This is a genomic window from Pantoea cypripedii (genome assembly GCF_002095535.1).
In the GTDB taxonomy this organism is placed as follows: Bacteria; Pseudomonadota; Gammaproteobacteria; order Enterobacterales; family Enterobacteriaceae; genus Pantoea; species Pantoea cypripedii.
Genome location: NZ_MLJI01000001.1, coordinates 1,310,505 through 1,333,406 on the forward strand (window position 1 = coordinate 1,310,505; position 22,902 = coordinate 1,333,406).

Below are 22,902 nucleotides of genomic sequence, written 5' to 3' on the forward strand. Positions count from 1 at the left end.
TGTCCGCAGCCGGATTTCCTGATCGCTATGCTCCAGCCTGTTCTGCCGCTCACTACGCTGCCCGACTTCAATAATGAAGTGGCCGGGTTGATTCATGGTTATCTGTTCACCCCTGACCTGCCACCCCAGCGACTCAGCGCACGCGAAGCGGCGCAGCTGGCACGTCAGACCCTGCCGGAAGCCCATTTTCTCTGGCTGCATATCAACCTTAACCATGCTCGTGCTGAGCGCTGGGTCCAGGTCCATTTTGAAGTTGACAGTGATTTCTTCGATGAGATCCATTCCGCCTCGCCCCGCACCCGGTTGGCGCAGCAAAATGATGCGCTGCTGGCGGTCCTCAATGATGTGACTTTTAGCCAGGAAGAGCGCAGCGCGCAGAACGCTACCCTGTGGATGTGGTGTCGTGAACAGATCATCGTCAGCGCGCGCTACCGGCCGGTGGGCATGATTGAACGTATGCACCAGCAACTGGATCGCTTGCAGTTTCGCCAGCCGGATGCGGTGCTGCTGTGGTTGCTGGGCGAACAGGAAGCACAACTGGAGCAGGTGGTGCGCCGTTCCAGCGCGGCGGTGGATGCGATTGAAGAACGCCTGCTCAGCCCGGCGATCAAAGCCAACCGCAGCGAGCTGGGACGTCTGCGGCGTATGTTGCTGCGTATTCAGCGCTTGCTGGCACCGGAACCGGCGGCGTTATTCCGTTTGCTCAACCGGCCACCGGGTTGGCTGAAGCGCGAACAGTTGGGTGAGCTGCGAATTTTTACCGAAGAGTTTAGCGTGGCGTTAAACGATCTCGCCAGCCTGATGGAGCGTATTCGCCTGTTGCAGGAGGAGATTGCCGCCCGTTTGATGGAGCAGAGCAACCGCACGCTGTTTTTGCTGACGGTGATTACCGTACTGGCGCTGCCGATCAATATCGTGGCGGGATTCTTTGGTATGAACGTGGGGGGCATCCCGCTGGCGAGCAATCCACACGGCTTTTTGCTGCTGGTGTTGGTGGTGCTGGCGTTTACCCTGGTGGCGGGCTGGCTGGCACTGCGACGACCACACGAATAAATCCTGCCTGAATTGCGCGATAAATCGCGCCGCTACAGGAACGTGCCATCCTGGGCTATAGATTTTAAACGCCGCAATGGCGCGTAGCGGCGCGATTTATCGCGCAGGTTTTTGCGGGCAAAAAAAAGCCAGCCCGCAGGCTGGCCTGATCTTATCCGTCAGGATTAAGAATTATTATTGGCAGTGGCGGTATTGGCCGCAGCCGGAGTCGGGATCACCGCGCCCTGCGGCGTCAGCGGTTCCTCTTTCGGCATTGCGTCAGGCGTTTCCTGTACCGGGATCGGTGCAGGCTGCGCTTCACCTGCCGGACCATTGATTTTGGTCGGCATGCCGCTACGTGCCTGGATCGCGTTGTTCACCGCATCCTGATTGGTGCTGGCATCGGCAATCACTTTGGTCACCGCAGCAGTCAGGGTGATCGGCACGATTTCGCGCGAGTTGAACTGTTCTTCGGTGGTTGACAGCGGGTTGTGAACCTCGATGTAGCGCGAACCGTCTGGCTCGACGGAGGCTTTCACTGGCTGGTCAACAAACTGGACGCGCGTACCGACTGGCACGTTGTCGAACAGCCATTTGATGTCATCCGCACGCAGACGCACGCAACCGTGGCTGACGCGCAGGCCGATACCAAAGTTGGCGTTGGTGCCGTGCACGGCATACAGGCGACCGATGTACAGCGCGTAGAGGCCCATCGGGTTATCCGGGCCTGCCGGGAACACTTCCGGGATAATTTCACCGCGTGACGCGTATTCGGCGTGCATCGCTTTAGTCGGGGTCCAGGTCGGGCCGGCTTTTTTGCGCTGTACGCTGGTGGTCCAGTTGATCGGGGTATCTTTACCCAGCTCACCGATACCGATCGGCAGCACTACCACGGTTTTGGTGCCTTTCGGGTAGTAATAAAGACGCATTTCAGCACTGTTGATCACAATACCTTCGCGCGGAGCGTCAGGCAAAATCAGCTGCTGCGGGATCACCATGTTAGTACCGGCTTTCGGCAGATAGACGTCAACACCCGGATTGGCTTCCAGCATGTTGCTGAGGCCCATCTGGTATTGCGCCGCAAAGGCTTCCAGCGGAAGTCTGCTGTCCTGAGGCACAGTGATTTGGATGTTTTCGCCGATCAGACGGCTGTTAGCAGGCGGTAGCGGATAAACCACCGCAAAGGCCGACTGGCTGAACGCCGCCAGTACGAGGGCGAGTGAAGCGAACGCGCGAATGCTCTTTTTCATGTTTTTCAAGTCGTTATAGCCGTGTTTCAGGCATGTCAGTGTGTCGAACCCATCTTGGTCTTATTGACCCGCTGCGCATTATATGTGCATAGAAGCGGTGATGGGAATCACGATTTTAACAGGTTGATGATACTTTACGTAAAAACCTGTAATAACCCTTCTGTGTTATTTTTCGCTGGTCTGCATTCAGGGCTGCCAGAGTGTCACTTCCCCGCTGAGTTTGCGGTTGAGAAAGAACGCCGCGCTGATCAGCGCCAGATGGGTCAGCGCCTGTGGCATATTGCCCAGCGCCATGCCGTGCGGGGTGAATTCCTCGGCATACAACCCCAGCGGATTGGCATAGCTCAGCAACTTTTCAAACTCGAAATGCGCTTCGTGCACCCGTCCCGCGCGCGCCAGACACTCCACATACCAGAACGAACAAGCGGCAAAAGAACCTTCGCCACCCTTCAATGCATCGGCGGGCGTTTCGCTGATGTTGTAGCGCCGTACCAGTCCGTCGCTCACCAGCTGGACTTTGATGGCATCCAGAGTAGCGATCCAGTCGGGATCGGTGGCACCGACAAAGCGTACCAGCGGCATCAGCAGCATCGACGCATCAAGAAAGCGGCCACCCCGCGTGGCGGTAAAGTGGCCCAGCTCCGGGTTCCAGAAGTTCTGCCAGATATCGGCACGGATGGCGCTGCGTTCCCGATCCCAGCGCTCGTAGGGCATCGGCAGTGAACGTTTCAGGCCGAGCCGTAAAGCGCGATCCAGCGCCACCCAGCACATCAGACGCGAATGGAGAAAATGCTCCGGCTCACCACGCATCTCCCAGATCCCGGCGTCGGGTTGCTGCCAGTGATCGCACACGTAATTGATCATGTTGACCACGTGCTGCCAGCCGCGCTGGGAAATCGCCTCGCCATATTTGTTGGCGAGATAGATGGTGTCCATCAGTTCGCCATAAATGTCCAGCTGCGTCTGCCGCCAGGCATCGTTACCGATGCGCACCGGGCGCGAGTTGGCGTAGCCGGAGAGATTCAGCAGCTCGGTTTCGTGCAGCTCGGTGCTGCTGTCGAGACGATACATCACCTGCAAATGCGGCCTGTCGTCATGGCTATGTTCAACACAGCGGCCAACCCAGTGGGTAAAGTGTTTCGCTTCTTCGACATAACCGAGGCGCATCAGGGCATACATGCTGAATGACGCATCACGGATCCAGGAGGCGCGATAATCCCAGTTGCGCTCACCGCCCAGTTCTTCCGGCAGACCAAAGGTGGCGGCAGCGGCAATCGAACCGTGCTGGTGGGAAGTCAGCATTTTCAGCGCCAGCGCGGAACGCGTCACCATTTCCTGCCAGCGGCCGCGATAGGAACTGTGGCGGCTCCAGCGCCGCCAGTAGTGCAGGGTGTCACGGAAGCAGTGCTCGGTGGCAATCTTGTCCAGATGCGGATCTTCATCGCTGCCAAACACAAATTCGGCGTATTCGCCTGCCTGTAAGGTGAAATCGGCGGTGGCCGCGTGGGTTTCCCGCGTCATCACTACGCTGGCGCTGAGGCGCAGCGAAGGCTGGCTTTCGGCATGGAAGGCGATACCACCGGGGCGTACTTCGGTCCGGGTTTCTGCACGGGCGTAATCGTGGCGCGGTGAGCACAGCAGTTTGAAACGCGCGGAACCGCGTACCATTTTCACCCGGCGCACCACGCGCGGCAGCTTGCTGCTGTCGTCGCAGATCGGCATGTAATCGGTGATCTCCGCCACGCCCTCATCGCCGAGCCAGCGGGTTTGCAGGATATTGGTATCAGGCAGATAGAGTTGCTGCTGGCGCGCATTTTTCCACTGCGGTGCCAGCGAAAACAGACCCGCTTCGTCGCTGTCGAGCAAGGCGCTAAACACGGACGGGCTATCGAGTTCCGGCCAGCACAGATAATCAATGGTGCCATCGCTGGCGACCATGGCGCAGGTACGTAGATCGCCGATTACGCCATGGTCGTCAATTTTGCGTTTGATTTCGCTCATCCTGCCTCCTTTACGCTATTCCATTGTTAACTATAGCCGAAGCGGTTTTTACGGCTGTGGCGGGGCACAGAAGGATAACTTCTATACTGAGGAGACACCTGACAGAAAGGAGAACGTGATGGCGCTGGTAAAACAGAAAGTGGCGGTGGTGACCGCTTCCGATTCAGGCATTGGGCGCAGCTGTGCACTGATGCTGGCCGAGGCGGGCTACACCCTCGGTATCACCTGGCGTTCGGACGAAGAGGGGGCGCATGAGACTGCGCGCCAGGTTGAAAGCCGTGGTCAGCAGGCGCAGGTACGGCAGCTGGATCTTTCCGATCCACAGGCCGGTGGGCAGCAGCTGGTGCAGCTGATTGCGTCGCTCGGGCGGATTGATGTGCTGGTCAACAACGCCGGAGTGATGACCAAAGCGGATTTTCTCGATGTCACCTTTGAAGACTGGCGCAAAGTATTCAGCGTCGACGTCGATGGGGCGTTTGTCTGTGGTCAGATTGCCGCCCGCTATATGGTGGATCAGGGCAACGGCGGACGCATTATCAACATCACCTCGGTGCATGAACACACGCCATTACCTGATGCGGCGGCATACACCGCAGCAAAACACGCCCTCGGCGGCCTGACCAAATCGATGGCCCTCAGCCTGCTTCCGCATCATATCCTGGTGAATGCGGTGGCCCCCGGCGCGATAGCGACGCCGATGAATCATCTGCGTAACGAGGAGGCACGCAGTACGCGCATGCCGGAAATCCCCATCGGGCGACCGGGTGACACGCGCGAAGTGGCAAGTTTAGTGGCCTGGCTATGCTCGGAGTGGGCCACCTACACCACCGGACAATCGTTTGTTGTCGACGGTGGCTTTATGCTGGCGAACCCGCAGTTTAAGGGATATCACAATTAATCGACGCGGCGGCGGTTCCAGCGACGGATAACGTAGCGCAGCAGGATGGCAAATCCCACCGCCGCCACCAGCCACAGCAGATGTTTGAAGTGCTGATCGAGTTTATGCAGCCACGGGGTGATGATCTCCCCGGCAAAATAGCCGAGGGTGACAAAGATCAGCGCCCAGAGTGCGGCCCCAAGCACATTCAGCAGGAAAAAGCGCAGGGGTTTCAGGCGGCTGGTGCCGATGATAATCGGCCCGACAATGCGGAAGCCGTACATAAAGCGCACGCCTATCACAAACAGGCTGGGGTGACGCTGAATCAGGTGGCTGGCTTTGTGGATGGTGTCCTGATGTTTTTTAAAACGGCGCAGGATACGGGTGCCAAAACGACGGCCGAGCCAGAACAGCAACTGATCGCCAATAATGCCGCCCCCCATCGCGGCCAATACCACGCCGCCGAAGTGCAACAAGCCTTCATGTGCTGCCACCCCTCCCAGCAGGGTAAAGGTTTCCCCCTCGGCGATACAACCAATCAGCAGCGCCAGATAGCCGTACTGGCTAATTAATCCGTTGATATCAAGATGCAAATCGTCCTCCCTGTTGTTATCAACCCTTGTAACAGTCTACACCCGCAGGCGATTTTTTGTGCCGCTTGCCGCAAAAACGACAGCGCCGATTATACTTGAAGTGAAGCTGCCTGCGCTGGTCAGCCTGAGCGTTGGGGGCAGCCCGTCGCATCAGAGGAGTGATTTTATGAATCATGTCTGGGGACTTATCGCGCATCCTAATCAGGAAATGCGCGACATCAAGCAGGAAAACGAGAGCGTCTCGCACCATTACACCCACCATGTTCTGCTAATGGCGGCGATCCCGGTGATCTGTGCCTTTATTGGCACCACACAGTTGGGCTGGAATCTGGGCGAGGGGCAATTTGTACAACTCAACATGCTGACCGGTATTGGTCTCGGCATTCTGTTTTATCTCGTCATCCTCGGTGGGGTGGCGGTGATGGGACGTGTTATCCACTGGATGGCGCGTAATTATCCGCAACGACCCAGCATTCAGCGTTGTACCGTGTTTGCGGGCTATGTAGCGACGCCGCTGTTTATGAGCGGCCTGGTAGCGCTTTATCCGCTGGTCTGGCTCTGCCTGCTGGTGGGGACGCTGGCGCTGGTGTACACCGGTTATCTGTTATTCGTCGGTATCCCGGTATTCCTCAATATCGATAAAGAAGAGAGCCTGCGTTTCTCCGGTTCGACGTTGGCGATTGGGGTGCTGGTGTTTGAAGTGCTGCTGGCGTTAACCGTGATTCTGTGGGGCTATGGACCGAAGCTGTTCTGACTTGCCTGGCTGGGCGGCCTTGTGCCGCCCTTTTTGATCCCCTCCTGATTTTTAACGCCCGGAAACAATCTCTCCAGGAAATTTCGCAGAGAACCACGTATTATGCTGTCGCCAGCCCGCATCCCATCTGGCCTGATGCGCGCGGCCTGTGCGATAGCACAGCACAAAACTCCTCACCGGATTTTTTTGACACGATGTCTGCAAAAATGCGTATTTCTTTACTGTCGCTGGCGCTGATGATCGGCGCACCGGCAGTGACTACACCTGTTCTGGCCGCGCCTGCTGCGCTGTCAAATCTGGCACCTGTCGCACAACCGCAAATTGCCTCAGGCAGTGCGATGATTGTCGATCTGGATAGCGGCAAAGTGCTGTATTCCAGCCATCCCGATCGCGTCCGTCCGATCGCCTCACTCACCAAGCTGATGACGGCGATGGTGGTGCTGGATGCCAAACAGCCGCTGGATGAAATGTTGTCGGTGGATATCAGCCATACCCCGGAGATGCGCGGCGTGTTTTCCCGCGTCAAGCTGAACAGCGAAATCAGCCGTCGTAATATGCTGCTGCTGGCGCTGATGTCATCGGAAAACCGTGCTGCTGCCAGCCTGGCGCACCACTATCCGGGTGGCTACGATGCCTTTATCCGCGCGATGAATGCCAAAGCACGCTCCCTTGGCATGACCCATACCCGCTATGTGGAACCGACCGGGCTCTCGATTCAAAACGTCTCCAGCGCGGAAGATTTGATCAAGCTGGTGAAAGCGACGCGTCAGTATCCGTTGATTGGTGAACTGAGTACCACCAAAGAAGACACTGCGGTGTTTAAACACCCGAACTATGCGCTGCCGTTCCGTAACACCAACCACCTGGTGTACAAAAATGACTGGCGCATCCAGCTTACTAAAACCGGGTATACCGACGAAGCGGGCCACTGCCTGGTGATGCGCACCTTTATTAACAATCGCCCGGTTGCGCTGGTGGTGCTGGATGCCTTTGGCAAATACACCCACTTCGCGGATGCCAATCGTCTGCGCGACTGGCTGGAAACCGGCAAAGCCGCCCCGGTACCGGCGGCGGCGCTGGCGTATAAAAAACAGAAAGCCTCACAAACTGCGAGCAACGGCGCTCAGGGACAGAACGTCGAATAATCTGTCGCAGATGCCATCCGGCCGGGTGGCATCTGCAAAAAGTCTTATCGTCATGACCCATGTTTTACGCATTCATTCCTATAGTTTCACGATTGCCAAAGGCCTACACTAGCCGCCACAGACACACAATAAGATGCGTCTGCAGACTGTTATTGCGCTGGAATCTCACTCTTATGTTTACGTTTCGATCTCTTTTTGCTCCTTTCCTGCTGTTAATGGCCCTGGCCGCACCGGCGATGGCACTGGCTGATGACAGTGCTGCCGCGCCTGCGCAAGAGGATACGACGCCGAAGGTTAACGCTTCGGTCGAGCTGCCTAAAATGCAGAAAATTCTCGACAAGATAAAAGGTCAGGTGTCGGGAAATACCAATGAAAACCAGCTCAACCAACTCAACGAGATGGCGCTGGAACTCTCCGGCAACGCCGATACGCTTGGGCAGGCGTTGATCCCTCAGCGTCAGCAGTTAGATGCCCAGCTGGCGGTCCTTGGCCCGGCACCCAAGCCTGATAGCGGCATGAAAGAAACGCCGGAAGTGACGCGTAAGCGCAGCACGCTTGAGAGCCAGAAAAGTAAGCTGGACGATCAAATCAAGCAGGCGGAAGGCATCAAAAACGGTGCGCTGGTACTGTCGTCGCAAATCGTTAACCTGCGTCGTGACCAGTTGAAAAGCCAGCTGGCGCTGAATTCCGGCAGTATTTTCGGCCCGCGTTTCTGGTCACCGCTGGTCAGCACTCAGGATCTTGATGGCGAGAAAATCAGCGACTTCCTGAGTGAATTGCAGGATACCGCTGCACTGTCATGGGAACCGGGCTGGCGCTTTGGCACCATTGGCTGGCTGATCGCCGCCATGCTGGTGATGACGCTCGGACGTCGTTATGGCGAAGAGTTTCTCGCGTGGGTCAGTATCCACAAAATGCCGGAAGGGCGTCTGCGCCGCAGTTTCCTGGCTACCGCCATCGCGCTGACCACCCTGGCGGCAGTGGTGCTGACCTTCAACTTCTTTGCGCTGGCGTTTGCTCGCCGTGATGAAGTGTCGACCGATGTGCAGGATTTCATCGTGCGTCTGGTACAGCTCAGCGTCTATTGCGGCCTGATCGCGGGCTTAGGGCGGGCTTTCCTGTCGACCCGTCGCCCCAGCTGGCGTTTACCCAGCATCTCGAATGAAGTGGCGCAGGCGCTGAAACCCTTCCCACCCATTACCGCTGCGCTGGTGTTTATTTTCCAGACCGCCGAATCATTCAACTACAGCGTCGGCACCAGCCTCAACACCACCATTTTTGCCAACGGCCTGACGGCGCTGCTGATTGGTGGTACCGGGCTGGCGATCAGCATGCGTACCAACCGGGTACGTCGCCGTATGGTGCAGGCGGGTAACCCGCCGGAAGCGCGTTCCACCCTGGTGGGCCTGATTCAGATGGGGCTGACGCTGACGGCGCTCGCCATCCTGGTGTTCCTGGTTATTGGCTACGTCGCACTGGCGCGTTTCCTCAGCTATGAATTGATCTGGTGCGGTATTCTGTTTGGTTCGTTCTATTTCCTTAGCCAGCTGATTACCGACGGTTGTGACACGCTGTTTTCGACGCAAAACAGCAGCGGCAAACGTATTCAGAGTTCACTCAATATTGATGAACGCCACCTGCAACAGGCGGCTACGCTGCTCGGCGCGCTGGGTAAAACTGCGCTGATTGGCTTCGTTGCGCTGGCGCTGCTCAACGGGACGTTTGCCTCGTCGACACCGATTGAACTGATCCAGAAGGTGATTGAATTCTGGGGCGGTAAAGGGCTGGAGTCGCTGAACATTGTTCCGGCACACCTGGTCAACGCTATCCTGTGCCTGGTGGTGGGCATTTACGTGCTGCGCGCAGTACGCCGCTGGCTGGATAAAGAGTTCCTGCCAAAAACCACCATGGATGCCGGCATGCGCGTGTCGCTGGTGACGCTGTTCAGCAATGTCGGTTATGTCCTGATTATCCTGCTGACGCTGTCGATCATGGGCCTGCAATGGAACAAGCTGGCGTGGATCGTCAGCGCCCTGTCGGTAGGTATCGGTTTCGGTTTACAGGAGATTGTGAAGAACTTTATCTCCGGCCTGATTCTGCTGACTGAGCGCCCGGTAAAAGTGGGGGATTTGGTGAGCATCAGCGGCATTGAAGGGGATATCCGCCGTATCAATGTTCGTGCCACCGAGATTCAGCTCAGCGACAAATCCACCGTGATTGTGCCGAACTCGCAGTTTATCTCGCAAAACGTGCGTAACGCGACTATGGGTAACGCGCAGGGCGTGGTCACCATCCCGCTGACCTTCCCGCTCGATATCGATCCGGTGCGGGTGCGGGAACTGCTGCTGGAAGTTTACGAGGAGAATGAACGCATCCTGGAAACGCCCGCGCCGTCGGTGTCGTTTAAGGAGCTGTCACCCGCGGGTATCGTGCTGAGCGTAACCGGCAACGTTGCCAGCCAGCGTCAGATCTCCGGAGCCAAAAGTGATTTGCTGTTCGATATTCTCACGCGGCTGCGTAAAGAGGGCATCGTGCTGTCAACGCCGCAGACGATGATCATCGAACGCCGCGCGCAGCAGGCCGCCGCAGGTGACAGCGAGCCGTTAGCCTAAACGATGGCAACCCCCCGTAGCGGCGCGATAAATCGCGCCGCTACGGGCAGACTATGCTTTGACTGCCCAGCCTTTCTGCTTACTGGTTTTGCCAATCCCCGGATTAAAACTGTTGGTGGGGTCCAGGCGGCGATAGAACGCCTGGAGCTGCGGCTGCGCGGCATACAAATGCCCGACGTTATGCTCCGCCGGATATTCCGCGCCACGCTGGCTGAGAATCGTCAGCATCTTCTCTTTCAGCGCATGGGCATCCACGCCTTTCTTCACGATGTAATCCTGGTGGAATACGTGACAGAAAAAGTGCCCGTAGTAGAGACGATGGCTCAGATCGTTATCGAATTCTGGTGGCAGGCGCTCAAACCAGTCGTGGTCATTACGGCGCAGCGCAATATCCAGCGCCAGAATATCTTCCACTTCCTCCGCATGGACCGCGTGATAACGCACAGCGGCACCGGCGGCGGCAAAACGATGCAGAAACGCATGCGCGCCTTCTTTGGCATCACAGGCAAAAAACTCCCCGCCACCCTCACGGAAAAAGTCGTGCAGATATTCCTGCGCCTCTGCCACGCCATCGCCGGACATTTTCAGCATCAGATGATGTTCATACCTGTCGCGATACTGCTTCAGACGTTTTGGCAGATGGGCCGGGAAGAGGGTACTCAGGCGCTGCAACAGGCGATCGGTGAAGTGCGGCTTGATCCAGTTACGCTTCGCCAGCCAGGCATCAAGGCGTCCCTTGAGGGTGAAAAACAGCGGCATTTTGTCGGTGCCAAGCCGGTCGATCATCAGGAAGGTATCTTTGCCATACACTTCGGCGATATCAAAAATATCGCGATGCATATATTCCCCGGCCACCGGTAAGTGGTGGAAATTTTCGAGGATATGACGGCGGATTTCCCCCAGCTCTGCCGGGTCGTTACTGCCGATATAGAACACCTGCTGTTTTGGTTCGCTGGCGAAGGTATCGAGACGCACGGCAAACACCGCCAGCTTGCCGGCACAGCCAGAGGCTTCAAACAGGCGGCGTGCATCGGCATTGAAACGTGCCGGGGTATCGGCGTGGATATCGCGCACGCGATCGGCATATTCATGATCCGATGCGTGGCGATCGTCCCAGATAACATCACTTTGCTGCCAGCGATCATCGTCCAGTCGTCCCAGTATCTCTTCCGGCGAATGACCCAGCTCGATACCGAGATGATTCACCAGACGCAGCTTTCCTTCGGCATCAATCTGCGCATACAGCGCCATCTCGCTGTACGCCGGGCCGCGTTTAATCAGGGAGCCACCGGAATTGTTGCAGATCCCTCCCATCACCGACGCGCCAATGCAGGAGGAACCAATGACCGAGTGAGGCTCACGTCCCAGCGGTTTAAGCGCTTTTTCCAGCTGATACAGGGTACTGCCGGGGAACGCCAGGATCTGTTTGCCGCTCTCAATCAATTGCAGCTTATCCAGGCGTAGCGTGCTGATGATCACCACCGGGCGGTCATAATCGTTACCGTTTGGCGTCGAACCTTCCGTCAGCCCGGTATTGGCGGCTTGCATCAGAATGACCGCATCGGCCGCCACCAGCGCCTGAAGTACCCGCCACAACTCCAGTAGCGTACCAGGGAACACCACCGCCAGCGCTTCACCCTCGCCAGAGCGAAAGCCTTTGCGGTAGCGCGCCGTTTGTTCGGCGTCGGTCAGCAGGTGTGCAGAACCGACCAGGCGTCGCAGCTCACCCAGCAGGTTCGAATCAGAGAGGGTTGTCATTGGCTTATCCTTGTCATTAACGTTGCGAAAAATACTGTAGCACGCCTGGGGCGAAGCGGTGGCGATGTGACATCGGTGGCTACCTGCTATCCTCATCTTATGGCACACTTCCCTGGCTATTTTTATATTGCGCAGTCACTTAAGAGAACCTGACCTGATGAAATGGATTTGCTCTATTAGCCTCGCTGTATCCCTCGCCATTCAACCCGCGCTGGCGGACGACATGTTTGGTAACCATCCGATGACGGAACAGGCGCGTGACGCCTTTGTTAACCAACTGCTCAGCAAGATGACGCTGGATGAAAAAATTGGTCAGCTGCGTTTAATCAGCGTGGGGCCGGATAACCCAAAGGAAGCCATCCGTGACATGATTCAGCACGGGCAGGTCGGGGCGATTTTCAATACCGTGACGCGTCCGGATATTCGCGCCATGCAGGATCAGGTGATGCAGCTCAGCCGCCTGAAAATTCCCTTATTCTTTGCTTACGATGTGGTGCACGGTCAGCGTACCGTGTTCCCAATCCCGCTGGGTCTGGCGTCAAGCTGGGATCTGGATGCGGTGGCGGAAGTCGGGCGGGTTTCTGCCTATGAAGCGGCCGATGATGGCCTGAACATGACCTGGGCACCGATGGTGGATGTCAGTCGTGAACCGCGCTGGGGACGCGTCTCCGAAGGCTTTGGTGAAGACACTTTCCTGACCTCACAAATGGGCAGCACCCTGGTGAAAGCGATGCAGGGCAAAAGCCCGGCGGACCGCTACTCGATCATGACCAGCGTAAAACATTTCGCCCTGTACGGCGCGGTGGAAGGGGGACGTGATTACAACACCGTGGATATGAGCCCGCAGCGTATGTTCCAGGATTATATGCCGCCGTATAAAGCCTCGCTGGATGCGGGCAGCGGTGGCGTGATGGTGGCGCTCAACTCAATTAACGGCACGCCAGCGACGGCAGATAGCTGGCTGTTAAAAGATTTGCTGCGTGGCGAATGGAAATTCAAAGGCATCACCATCAGCGATCATGGCGCGATCAAAGAGCTGATCAAACATGGTGTTGCCAGCGATCCGCAGGACGCGGTGCGCATTGCGCTGAAATCCGGCATCGATATGAGTATGAGTGATGAGTACTACAGCAAATATCTGCCGGGACTGGTGAAACGCGGCGTTGTGAGCATGGCGGAAATTGATGATGCGGTGCGCCATGTGCTGAACGTTAAATACGATATGGGGCTGTTTAACGATCCCTACAGCCATCTGGGACCGAAAGGCAGCGATCCGCAGGATACCAACGCCGAAAGCCGGTTACACCGTGCTGAAGCGCGTGACGTGGCGCGCAAGAGTATCGTCCTGCTGAAGAACTGGCATGAGACGCTGCCACTGAAACGCAATGCCACGGTAGCGCTGGTCGGCCCGCTGGCCGACAGCCAGCGTGACATTATGGGCAGCTGGTCCGCAGCTGGGGTGGCCAGTCAATCCATCACCCTGTTGCAGGGTATGCGCAACGCGATGGCAGGCAAAGGCACGCTGCTGTACACCAAAGGCGCGAATATCACCGATAACAAAGGCATTCAGAACTTCCTGAATTTGTATGAAAAAGCGGTGACCGTCGATCCACGTAGTCCACAGCAGATGATCGAAGAAGCCGTCGCTATCGCGAAGAAGGCTGATGTGGTGGTAGCGGCGGTTGGCGAGGCGCAGGGTATGGCGCACGAAGCCTCCAGCCGGAGCGATCTGGTGATACCGGAAAGCCAGCAGAAATTACTGGCGGCGCTGAAAGCCACCGGCAAACCGCTGGTGATTGTGCTGATGAATGGTCGTCCGCTCAATGTGGTGAATGAAGATCGCCAGGCTGATGCGATGCTCGAAACCTGGTTTAGTGGTACGGAAGGCGGTAACGCGATTTCCGATGTGCTGTTTGGCGACTACAACCCATCCGGTAAGCTGCCGGTTTCCTTCCCCCGTTCGGTGGGGCAGATCCCGATTTATTACAACCATCTGCCGACAGGTCGCCCGTATAACTTCGAGAAGCCAAACAAATACACCTCGCATTACTACGACGCCATCAATGGACCGCTTTATCCGTTTGGTTATGGTCAGAGCTACACCACCTTTAACGTATCTCCGGTGAAAATGTCCGCAAAATTCATGCCACGTAATGGCACGATTGAAGCCCGCGTGACGGTAACCAACACCGGCAAGCGTGACGGTGCCACCGTGGTGCAGATGTATCTTAACGATCCGGTTGCCAGCATCAGCCGCCCGGTAGCGGAGCTGCGTGGTTTCAAACGCATCATGCTGAAGGCGGGTGAATCGCAGACGGTGAGCTTTAAGATTGATGTGGATGCGCTGAAGTTCTGGAATCAAAAAATGCAGCAGGTGGCCGAGCCAGGTAAGTTCAATGTGATGATTGGGCTGGATTCGGTGCGCACCCAGGACGCCAGTTTCGATTATCTTTAAAGCAGGTCATCGTGGTGGCGCGATAAATCGTGCCACCATTTTGGCACCTGCATTCACAGGCCGCAGAAAGTGTAGCGGCGCGATTTATCGCGCAGTAATATTTGCAGCAAATTCCTTCAATCCAACACCATGAATATCCGCAACCGCATCGAACAACAAGTCTTCCGCCTGAATGGCCTCTCGCTCAATGAATTCGACATCTCGCAACCACCAGGCGATCCGGGCCTGTTCGGGCCGGACAGCGTTATCTGGCGTGTGCACGGTGATTTTGCTGCCATGATGTGCGGCGGCATCAGTGCCTTGCTGTTGCAGATGCTGCATCCGGCGGCGCTGGCCGGTGTATGGGATCACTCCAACTTCCGCGAAGACATGATGGGGCGGCTGCGACGCACCAGTCAGTTTATCGCCGTCACCACCTTTGGTAACCGGCAGGATGCCCATACGCTGATTGAACGCGTCAAACGGATTCATCTGCGCGTCACCGGCGTTGATAATGCCGGACATCCGTATGCCGCCAGCGACCCGCAGTTGCTGACCTGGGTGCATGTGGCGGAAACCAGCCGCTTCCTTGCCGCCCACCTGCGCTATAAAAATCCCCATCTCAGCCTGGCTGAGCAGGATCGTTATTATCAGGAAGCGGCGCTGATTGCCGAATCGCTCGGTGCTGAGCAGGTGCCGCAAAGCGTGGCGGCGGTTGAAGACTATTTACAGGCGATGCGTCCGCAGCTGATCTGTGATGAGCGCACGCGTGAAGTGACGCAATTGCTAATGAACGCGCCAGCGCCCAGCTGGCAGGCGAAACCGGTGATGAAGGTGATGCTGAAAGCGGGGACGGGCCTGCTGCCCGACTGGGCGCAGCAGCAGGCAGGCTTAACCATCAATCCTGTGCAGCAACGGCTGGTGGATGGACAAATTCATCTGATTGCCGGGTTGTTGCGCTGGTCGATCCAGCGCGGGGCCTATGCGCGTGCCATGAAGCGTATGGGACGCTGACCCATTACGGATGAAAATCATCCCCGGTTTTGGTGTAGGTGCGTGGCGTTCTGGCTTCGCGACGCAGGGTTAACTGCCGCAATTGATAGTGGTGGATTAACATGCCCAGCCCGAAGCCGATCAGCGCCAGCGGTAACAGGCTGTAGTAAAGATCGGCAGGCAGGATCACCAGTAAGGCAATGCCGCTAACGATCAACGTCAGCGCTGACATCACCCAGGTGTAGCGGATAAACAGCCAGACCAGCAGGGCAAAAATCACCACATCACGCAGGTTCAAATCCAGACTTTGCAGCACCATGATGGCGACTCCTTTGATGCGAATGGCGCGACAATAGCATGTGCCGTGGCAAATGAATCGCGAATTAATTTGATGTCTGAACGCGGATTGCATAGCGAAACATCAATAATCCTCAACCTTTCCCGACATCACTTTGAGAGTTTTACCCTTGTGTCACATGGCGCGAGTGCCGATCCTGCTCTATTCTCGGGGGAAATGGATCCCTCCAGGCATTGTTGAGGCGTTATGACACACCAACCTCTGATTGCTGAGGTGCCTAATCAGCAACACACATTAACGGCCATCGTCGAGCAGGACGCGCGCACGGCCTATTTTTATATCTGGCCGAGCGACCTGTTCCGCAGCCAATATGCGGTGCGCGGGTGCTGGCTACGCAACCTGCTACCCGCGCCAGCCACTGAAGATCGTGCTGCGATGGAGCAGGGTATTGCGCCGCTGCTCAGCGCTGAGTATTGCCGCACGCTGGAAGCTGAGCCGATGCTCGATCCGGCGGGTTTACAGGTGATATGGGAGCCGGGCGATGAGGGCGCGGCGCTGTGGTATTACGGCCAGCTGCTGGCGGTGATCCCCGGCTGGAGCCTGTATCAGGACAAACAGGTCAGCTTCTCGGCAGGTTGCATCAAAGCCAATCGCCTGACGGCACCGCTCGGTTCTGCATCAACCAATGATTACTACGCGCGCGCAGAACAACAGCGTCATTTCTGGCGAGACTGGCACGACGGCCATCAGTGGGATGCGGTGCAACGTGAGCTGATGCAGTGCTATCAGGCGCAATTTGGCGAGTCGGTGAAGTATTACGCCATCGATCAGGGCAACTGGCCACCGATGGCGATTTCGCAGCACTGGCATCAGGGCGTCTGGTATTTTCTCACCCTGGGGATGTGCATCCGTCCGATGCCACAGGTGGATTACTTGTTTGATGAGCTGGCCCCGCAGTATCGGCGGATCGAACTGGCGATGGCGGTGGACGGCGAAGTGATGGACGAAGCCAATGCGGTGCAGATGGCTAGCGCGCTGGCGGAGTTTGCCCATCTGCCGTGGGCGCGCCTGACCTGGCTGGGAGAGGGCCATACGCTGGCGTCGGAGGTGGCCCCGGTAGGGTTTGAAAGTTTCCTGCTGGCAAATGGACTGGCCCCGGAAGCCGCGCAGTTCCGTCTGCCGAAGCGCGAAGGCGACCGGGTGAATTTGCTGTGGTCCACGCCGATTACCGAGGCTGAGCGCCAGTTTGCCCAGGCCGACGAGCGCGGCGGTCAGCAACTGGTGCAACGCCTGCTGGCTGAAGGGAATGACCACGTTTTTCGCCCTCGTCAGGAAGTGGTAGAACCTTCCCCGCGTGCCAGGTAGCCACCGTCTGGGGGGCGAGAGCCCCCATCAGGCACAGATAACTCACGTAGCCAGAGCAGATGGAAAGGGTTTAAAACTGATGGTTTTATCACGTTATTCTGAATAACTTAAATCCTCCTGATAATTTCATCCCTTAGATATCAGTAATATAGCCTCTATGGTAGCGTCTGGGCACTCCCATTACCTGGCAGGTAGTCTTCATGAGCGCTACAGTGACACCGCACGATGCCCTGTTCAAAAAATTTATGAGTCAGCTCCCTCTTGCCAGGCAGTTCCTGGAAATTCACCTGCCGTCAACAATACGCTGCCACTGCGACCTGGATACATTGCAACTGGTACCAACCACGTTTATTGAACGGGATCTCAGCGCTTTTTATTCCGATGTTTTGCTTTCAATGAAAACTGACTGTGGTGATGGGTATATCTATACGCTGATTGAGCACCAAAGTTCCCCAGATAAACATATGACCTTACGCATGATGCGCTACGCCATTGCCGCCATGCAGCGACACCTTGATGAAGGCCATAACGAATTACCGATTGTGGTGCCAATGCTGTTCTATCAGGGAAAAACCAGTCCCTATCCTTATTCCATGAACTGGCTGTCTTCATTCCGCAACCAGCAGCTGGCTGAGCAGATTTATTGCCATCCCTTCCCACTGATTGATATCACGGTGATTCCGGATGAGGAGATCATGACACACCGTGCTGTGGCGCGGCTGGAAATGGCGCATAAGGTCATACGCCTGCGCGACATGCTGGAAAAAATCGACCCGATGGCAACGTTACTGTCGGTGGATTATGATGATGATCTTTCTATCGACGTGATCTTCTATCTGATGCAACATGGGGATACGGATGACCGGGAAAAACTTGTTGAGACACTGATACAAACCAAACCTCAACTAAAGGAACAGATTATGACTGTTGAACAGCAGTGGCGGCAGGAAGGGCGTCAGGAAGGACTGCAGGAGGCTAAATTGCTGGTGGCGCAGCGCATGCTTCTGGACAAAATAGACGTTGCAACCATCATGAAATTCACGGGCCTGAGTGAGAGTGACGTTCAGCAGCTGAATGCCTGAATACCACCAGTTTTGCCCCTTCATCCAGGATGGCGTGAGCAGTCGCGCCGCTGGATCATCACCCGCATCAACTATTTTATTGCTTTGTGATCGTGCGCACCTCAAGTTCCTTCTTAACACGCCGTTAACCCGGATCAGGCATCTCGCCACTCCAGGGTAAGGGCACTCCAATGTTAAAAACCACACAATCACGTTTCACCGCGACCCTCATCGCGTTTTTCGTTGTCCTGATGCTGGTCACCTTGCTGGTGATCAACCAGTTTATTGCGCCGCAACTCACGCAAAATGAGAGCCGCCTGGTACGTTACGAAGTGGACGGCCTGGCTGGACGCATCGTTGAGCAGATGAACCGCGTACAGGCGCAGCAACGCGCCATTACCGAAGCCGCCGGCGTGATGGACAGCGCCAGCATTGATACGCTGCTGCCCGCGCTGGTGAACCAATATCAGGATAGCAACGTGTTCGGTGGCGGCATCTGGCCGTTACCCAATCGCCGCGATCCCGCCAAAGAAAAAGACAGCTCGTTCTTTGCGCGCAACGCCAGTAATCAGCTGCAGGTGAATACCTACTGGAACTCCGATGCTGCCGATAAATACTGGGAGCAGCCGTGGTACAAAGATGGCATGGCTGCGGCCAAAGGGCAGTGCGCCTGGGCGAAAGCCTATCAGGATGCTGCCAGCCCGCAGCCGCGTACCAACTGTGCGATGGCGATTTATCGCAATGGCACGGTCTGGGGCGTCGCGACCATTGACGTTACTCTTGGCTTTTTCAATCAACTGGCGAAGCAAATGGGTGAGGCGATCAAGGGCCGCGTGCTGATTGTCGAGGCCGATGGCAAAGTGGTGGGTAACGCCACGCTGGTGGAGGGGACGCCAAAACTGGAAAACCTGGCGGATACCCAGTTGCCGCTGGCAGCAACCCTGAAAACCTTGCTGGCGCAGGCGGGTGCGCAGCCAACCCAGGCTAGCTACAAAGGTGATGACGGCGAACATACCCTGTTCCTGCAAGCGATCCCCGGCAGCCCCTGGTATCTTGCCAGCGATGTTCCGTCGAGCCTGCTGGATGCCCAAACCCATAGCATGTTGACGCGCCTCGGTCTGGTACAAATCCCGCTGGCGGTGATTCTGCTGCTGGTGCTGCTGGGTTTTGTGCGCGCCATGATGCAACGCCTCAGCCTGCTGAACCGCAATATCGAAGCGTTATCAACCGGTGGTGCCGATCTGACACAACGTTTGCCGGCCAGCAACAGCCCGGAATTCAATGCGGTAGCGCAGAGTTTCAACCAGTTCATCGCCTATTTGCAGGGACTGATGCGCCAGGTGGGCGACAGTGCGCTGGCCATTACCGCGGCTTCGCGCGAGATTGCCAGTGGCAATGCGGACCTCTCCGCGCGTACCGAATCGCAGGCCAGCTCGATTGTTGAAACGGCTGCCTCGATGGAAGAGTTAACCGGCACGGTACGTCAGAACGCCGATAACGCCACCCACGCCAACCAGCTGGCGGATGGTGCTTCGCAGGTGGCGGCTCGTGGTACCGAGGTGGTGCGTCAGGTGGTAAGTACCATGGGCGAGATTCACCACTCTTCGCGCAAAGTGGTGGATATCATCAGCGTCATCGACAGCATCGCTTTCCAGACCAATATCCTGGCACTGAACGCCGCGGTGGAAGCTGCGCGTGCTGGTGAGCAGGGGCGTGGTTTTGCCGTGGTGGCATCGGAAGTGCGCAATCTGGCGCAACGCTCGGCGAACTCGGCGCGTGAGATTAAAAAGCTGATTGAGGAATCCGTTGCCAATATCGACACCGGCAGCCAGCTGGTGGAGCAAGCCGGGCAGACCATGGATGAACTGATGCAGGGCGTCAGCAGCGTGACCACGCTGATGGGGGAAATCATGTCTGCCAGCCGCGAGCAGAGTCTGGGCATCGATCAGGTTAACGTCGCTATTACCCAGCTTGATGGCAGCACCCAGCAAAATGCCGCGTTGGTTGAACAGGTTTCCGCTGCGGCGCGTGCGATGGAAGAACAGAGCGTGCAACTGGAGCAGGTGGTGCATAGCTTTAAACTCTAACCTTACCTGGCACGGCAGCTCGCTCCGGGCTGCCGATTCTCCTTCCTAAGCAGAAATTCCCCATTTTTTATGCTGGCTGCTAAGATTAACGTTCCGTTACGGAAACGCACGGAATGTACGCAATTTCTCCCGTCCTCTGCGTGGTGATTGTGTACAATGGTTGAGATTTTTCTGAAGGAGTTGTCATGTCCGCCATAGAAGTTATTCTCGTCGACCACCTCGATCGTCCCACCGGCAAGATGGAAAAGCTGGAAGTTCATGAAAAAGGATTACTGCATCGCGCGGTAACGGTTTACGTATTTAACTCGCGGCATGAACTGCTACTGCAACGACGTGCCAGTGGTAAATATCACTGCGGTGGATTATGGAGCAATACCTGTTGCGGTCATCCCTATCCACAGGAATCGACGCGTGCTGCTGCGGAGCGCCGTTTGCGCGAAGAGATGGGGCTGACGCTGACGCTGACCCCGGTATTTGAACTGAGCTATAACCTGCCGCTCAGTAATGGCCTGACCGAACATGAATATGGTCACGTGTTTTTTGCCATCAGCGACGAGCAGCCCGAGTTAAACCCGGAAGAAGCCGACGCCTGGTGCTACCGTTCTGTGGCGCAAATCCAGCAGGAAATCGCCCAGCAACCGGCGCAGTTCACTCCGTGGTTTCTCTACACCTTCGCGCGTATTCCCGCCACGCTGGACGCTTTTCAGATCACGGCCTGATCGGCTTCGGTCAGGTAAGGCGCGATAAATCGCGCCCTTATGGTTACTGGCCGGTAAAATCCTCGGCATCCACATCGTAACCCGACGGCTCCCAGCGAATCGCCAGCAGTGCCAGCAATCCGATCAGCGGTGCCAGGAAGATCACCCAGAACACGCCAGTGCCAAACGCCGCGACCAGCAGCGGGAACACAAACAGCGACACGGTGGAGCTGCCACGCATCAGTGTCTGGTTAAAGCCAACGCCCACGCCACGCAGTGATGCCGGATAGCTCAGGGAAGCAAAGGTCATGGTGTGTGATCCTGGACCAAAACCCTGACCAAACAGGAACAGTGCCAGCATGGCAATCGCCAGGGCCGCCTGTTCGCCACCTTCCGGACGCCCAATCAATGCCAGCCCCAGTAGCGCCACGCACTGCAAGCTATATCCCGTCACCGACATCTTCCACGCGCCGAGACGCGGTACCAGACGCACCGCCAGCAAACCACCGACAAAGGCAAACAACAGGTTCAGCGCCAGCGACACCAGGATGGTGGTCAGCATCGACTGGGCAAAGAAGCTGGAGATAATCACCGGCAGACCAAACGCCACCGCGTTGTAGGCGAAGGAGGAGGCGATGGAGGTCACGGTCGCGAGGATGGTGCGACGACGATATACCCCCTGCAACAATGCCCCGTAGTTGCGCCAGCTGGCTTTGCGAACGGTCGGTTGCTGGCTTAGGTCAGCATCTTCCGCCACACGGGCATTGATGTTGTAGGAGCGGCGTAAAATTTCCGCAGCCCCGTTCAGGTTGCCCTGATTGGCAGCCCAGATTGGAGATTCGCTCATATAGCGGCTGCGGATGGCAATGATCAGCAGTGCAGGCACAGCACCGAAGCCGAGAATCAGACGCCACAGCCAGCCGGTATGGCTTTCCGGCAGTACCGCGTACAGCAGCAACACCAACAGATAGGAGATGCTGATCGCCGCATACCAGGTGGGACACCACATCGCCACGCTGGCGGCTTTATTGCCTAGCTAGCTAGGCATCGCCTCCATACTCATGCCTTCAATCAGCCGTAATGAAGCCAATGATTTCCGCGAGTTAGCGATTTTTAAAAGCGGCGTCACATTGTAAAGGCCGTAGCGGCGCGATTTATCGCGCGGGTTTTAACACCCGTTCAGGTTGCCCTGATTGGCAGCCCAGATTGGAGATTCGCTCATATAGCGGCTGCGGATGGCAATGATCAGCAGTGCAGGCACAGCACCGAAGCCGAGAATCAGACGCCACAGCCAGCCGGTATGGCTTTCCGGCAGTACCGCGTACAGCAGCAACACCAACAGATAGGAGATGCTGATCGCCGCATACCAGGTGGGACACCACATCGCCACGCTGGCGGCTTTATTGCCCTGGCCGCGCAGTTTCGAGAACTCAGCAAGAAACGCCATCGCTACCGGCAAATCGATACCCACACCGAGACCCATGACGAAGCGCGCACCGCCCAGCACATATTCGTTGGGCGCAAAGGCACAGGCCAGCGCCGCCACCACAAAGAAGAACATATCCGCCATAAACACGCGGTAACGGCCAATTTTATCGGTGAGATAGCCGCCAATCAGCGCACCGACGATGGCACCGAAGGTAATAGCTGCCGCCACCATCCCGGTTCCGGCCGGTGTCAGCTGAAATTCGCGTGCGACATCTTTGATGCCGAACGCCAGCGCCCCAAGGTCGTAGGCGTCGAGAAACACCCCGCCTAGCGCGATGGCGATGACGATGCGTGCGTTGCTACGAGACTGCTCGCTGTTATTCACCAGGCTGGTGACATCGGCCGCACTGCGGATCCACTGCGTCTCACCCTGAGGTTGATTCCCTGCCAGCGCCACATGGGCGGGAGAAGTTAAGTCGGACATGATGTTGTTGTCTGTATTTTTGTTGGTATGGG

The 22,902-nt window shown here is 56.8% G+C and carries 16 protein-coding genes and 2 pseudogenes; 11 read left to right on the forward strand and 7 right to left on the reverse strand.

What is annotated here, in order from left to right:
- Positions 1 to 27 precede the first annotated feature (27 nt).
- Positions 28 to 1,053 (forward strand): CorA family divalent cation transporter, encoded by a 1,026-nt coding sequence (locus HA50_RS06050; protein WP_084873585.1) that lies wholly within the window; start codon positions 28 to 30, stop codon positions 1,051 to 1,053.
- 164 nt (positions 1,054 to 1,217) lie between these two features.
- On the opposite strand, the gene HA50_RS06055 is transcribed toward HA50_RS06050, so the two are convergent.
- Positions 1,218 to 2,282 carry a L,D-transpeptidase family protein gene (locus tag HA50_RS06055; protein ID WP_084873586.1) on the reverse strand — a complete coding sequence of 355 codons (1,065 nt, stop codon included), beginning with the start codon at positions 2,280 to 2,282 and terminating at the stop codon, positions 1,218 to 1,220.
- A gap of 186 nt (positions 2,283 to 2,468) precedes the next feature.
- Complete coding sequence (locus tag HA50_RS06060; RefSeq protein WP_084873587.1) at positions 2,469 to 4,283, reverse strand: glycoside hydrolase family 15 protein; 1,815 nt, start codon at positions 4,281 to 4,283, stop codon at positions 2,469 to 2,471.
- 118 nt (positions 4,284 to 4,401) lie between these two features.
- Here HA50_RS06060 and HA50_RS06065 point away from each other — a divergent pair, with 118 nt between their 5' ends.
- Entirely contained in the window at positions 4,402 to 5,181 is a 780-nt protein-coding gene (locus tag HA50_RS06065; protein ID WP_084873588.1) for an SDR family oxidoreductase, read from the forward strand.
- Here HA50_RS06065 and HA50_RS06070 read toward each other — a convergent pair.
- Positions 5,178 to 5,753, reverse strand: a complete 576-nt coding sequence (locus tag HA50_RS06070) for a DedA family protein (RefSeq protein WP_084873589.1) — start codon at positions 5,751 to 5,753, stop codon at positions 5,178 to 5,180. The two genes, HA50_RS06065 and HA50_RS06070, sit on opposite strands and share 4 nt — an antisense overlap.
- Positions 5,754 to 5,919: 166 nt before the next feature.
- Between HA50_RS06070 and HA50_RS06075 the strand changes: the two genes are divergently transcribed.
- The 3 genes from HA50_RS06075 to HA50_RS06085 all read left to right on the forward strand — a co-directional run bounded on the left by HA50_RS06075 (position 5,920) and on the right by HA50_RS06085 (position 10,264).
- Positions 5,920 to 6,507 carry a Yip1 family protein gene (locus HA50_RS06075; protein WP_084878368.1) on the forward strand — a complete coding sequence of 196 codons (588 nt, stop codon included), beginning with the start codon at positions 5,920 to 5,922 and terminating at the stop codon, positions 6,505 to 6,507.
- Between the two features lie 194 nt (positions 6,508 to 6,701).
- The gene (pbpG, locus tag HA50_RS06080) at positions 6,702 to 7,652 is read left to right on the forward strand and encodes a D-alanyl-D-alanine endopeptidase (protein WP_084873590.1); all 951 of its coding nucleotides are present in this window, start codon (positions 6,702 to 6,704) and stop codon (positions 7,650 to 7,652) included.
- Positions 7,653 to 7,825: 173 nt separating this feature from the next.
- The gene (locus HA50_RS06085; protein ID WP_084873591.1) at positions 7,826 to 10,264 is read left to right on the forward strand and encodes a DUF3772 domain-containing protein; all 2,439 of its coding nucleotides are present in this window, start codon (positions 7,826 to 7,828) and stop codon (positions 10,262 to 10,264) included.
- Between the two features lie 51 nt (positions 10,265 to 10,315).
- Here the strand turns inward: HA50_RS06085 and dld are convergent, their stop codons facing one another.
- Positions 10,316 to 12,022, reverse strand: a complete 1,707-nt coding sequence (gene dld / locus HA50_RS06090; RefSeq protein WP_084873592.1) for a D-lactate dehydrogenase — start codon at positions 12,020 to 12,022, stop codon at positions 10,316 to 10,318.
- Positions 12,023 to 12,179: 157 nt separating this feature from the next.
- Here dld and bglX point away from each other — a divergent pair, with 157 nt between their 5' ends.
- The gene (gene bglX / locus HA50_RS06095) at positions 12,180 to 14,477 is read left to right on the forward strand and encodes a beta-glucosidase BglX (protein WP_084873593.1); all 2,298 of its coding nucleotides are present in this window, start codon (positions 12,180 to 12,182) and stop codon (positions 14,475 to 14,477) included.
- A 129-nt stretch (positions 14,478 to 14,606) separates the two neighbouring features.
- Positions 14,607 to 15,470 carry an oxygenase MpaB family protein gene (locus tag HA50_RS06100; RefSeq protein WP_084873594.1) on the forward strand — a complete coding sequence of 288 codons (864 nt, stop codon included), beginning with the start codon at positions 14,607 to 14,609 and terminating at the stop codon, positions 15,468 to 15,470.
- A gap of 4 nt (positions 15,471 to 15,474) precedes the next feature.
- Here HA50_RS06100 and HA50_RS06105 read toward each other — a convergent pair whose 3' ends face one another.
- Positions 15,475 to 15,768 carry a hypothetical protein gene (locus HA50_RS06105; RefSeq protein ID WP_084873595.1) on the reverse strand — a complete coding sequence of 98 codons (294 nt, stop codon included), beginning with the start codon at positions 15,766 to 15,768 and terminating at the stop codon, positions 15,475 to 15,477.
- A 225-nt stretch (positions 15,769 to 15,993) separates the two neighbouring features.
- On the opposite strand from HA50_RS06105, the gene HA50_RS06110 reads away from it, so the two are divergent.
- The 4 genes from HA50_RS06110 (at position 15,994) to idi (ending at position 20,979) form a co-directional block, all read left to right on the forward strand.
- Entirely contained in the window at positions 15,994 to 17,112 is a 1,119-nt protein-coding gene (locus HA50_RS06110) for a suppressor of fused domain protein (protein WP_084873596.1), read from the forward strand.
- A 200-nt stretch (positions 17,113 to 17,312) separates the two neighbouring features.
- The gene (locus HA50_RS06115; RefSeq protein ID WP_084873597.1) at positions 17,313 to 18,194 is read left to right on the forward strand and encodes an Rpn family recombination-promoting nuclease/putative transposase; all 882 of its coding nucleotides are present in this window, start codon (positions 17,313 to 17,315) and stop codon (positions 18,192 to 18,194) included.
- 170 nt (positions 18,195 to 18,364) lie between these two features.
- Positions 18,365 to 20,260 carry a methyl-accepting chemotaxis protein gene (locus tag HA50_RS06120; RefSeq protein ID WP_084873598.1) on the forward strand — a complete coding sequence of 632 codons (1,896 nt, stop codon included), beginning with the start codon at positions 18,365 to 18,367 and terminating at the stop codon, positions 20,258 to 20,260.
- 185 nt (positions 20,261 to 20,445) lie between these two features.
- The gene (gene idi / locus HA50_RS06125; protein ID WP_084873599.1) at positions 20,446 to 20,979 is read left to right on the forward strand and encodes an isopentenyl-diphosphate Delta-isomerase; all 534 of its coding nucleotides are present in this window, start codon (positions 20,446 to 20,448) and stop codon (positions 20,977 to 20,979) included.
- Between the two features lie 43 nt (positions 20,980 to 21,022).
- On the opposite strand, the pseudogene HA50_RS06130 reads toward idi, so the two are convergent.
- Both HA50_RS06130 and HA50_RS06135 read right to left on the reverse strand, forming a co-directional pair.
- Positions 21,023 to 21,991, reverse strand: a pseudogene (locus HA50_RS06130) (MFS transporter); the annotation flags it as partial.
- Between the two features lie 159 nt (positions 21,992 to 22,150).
- Positions 22,151 to 22,870: pseudogene (locus HA50_RS06135) on the reverse strand (MFS transporter); the annotation flags it as partial.
- Positions 22,871 to 22,902 lie beyond the last annotated feature (32 nt).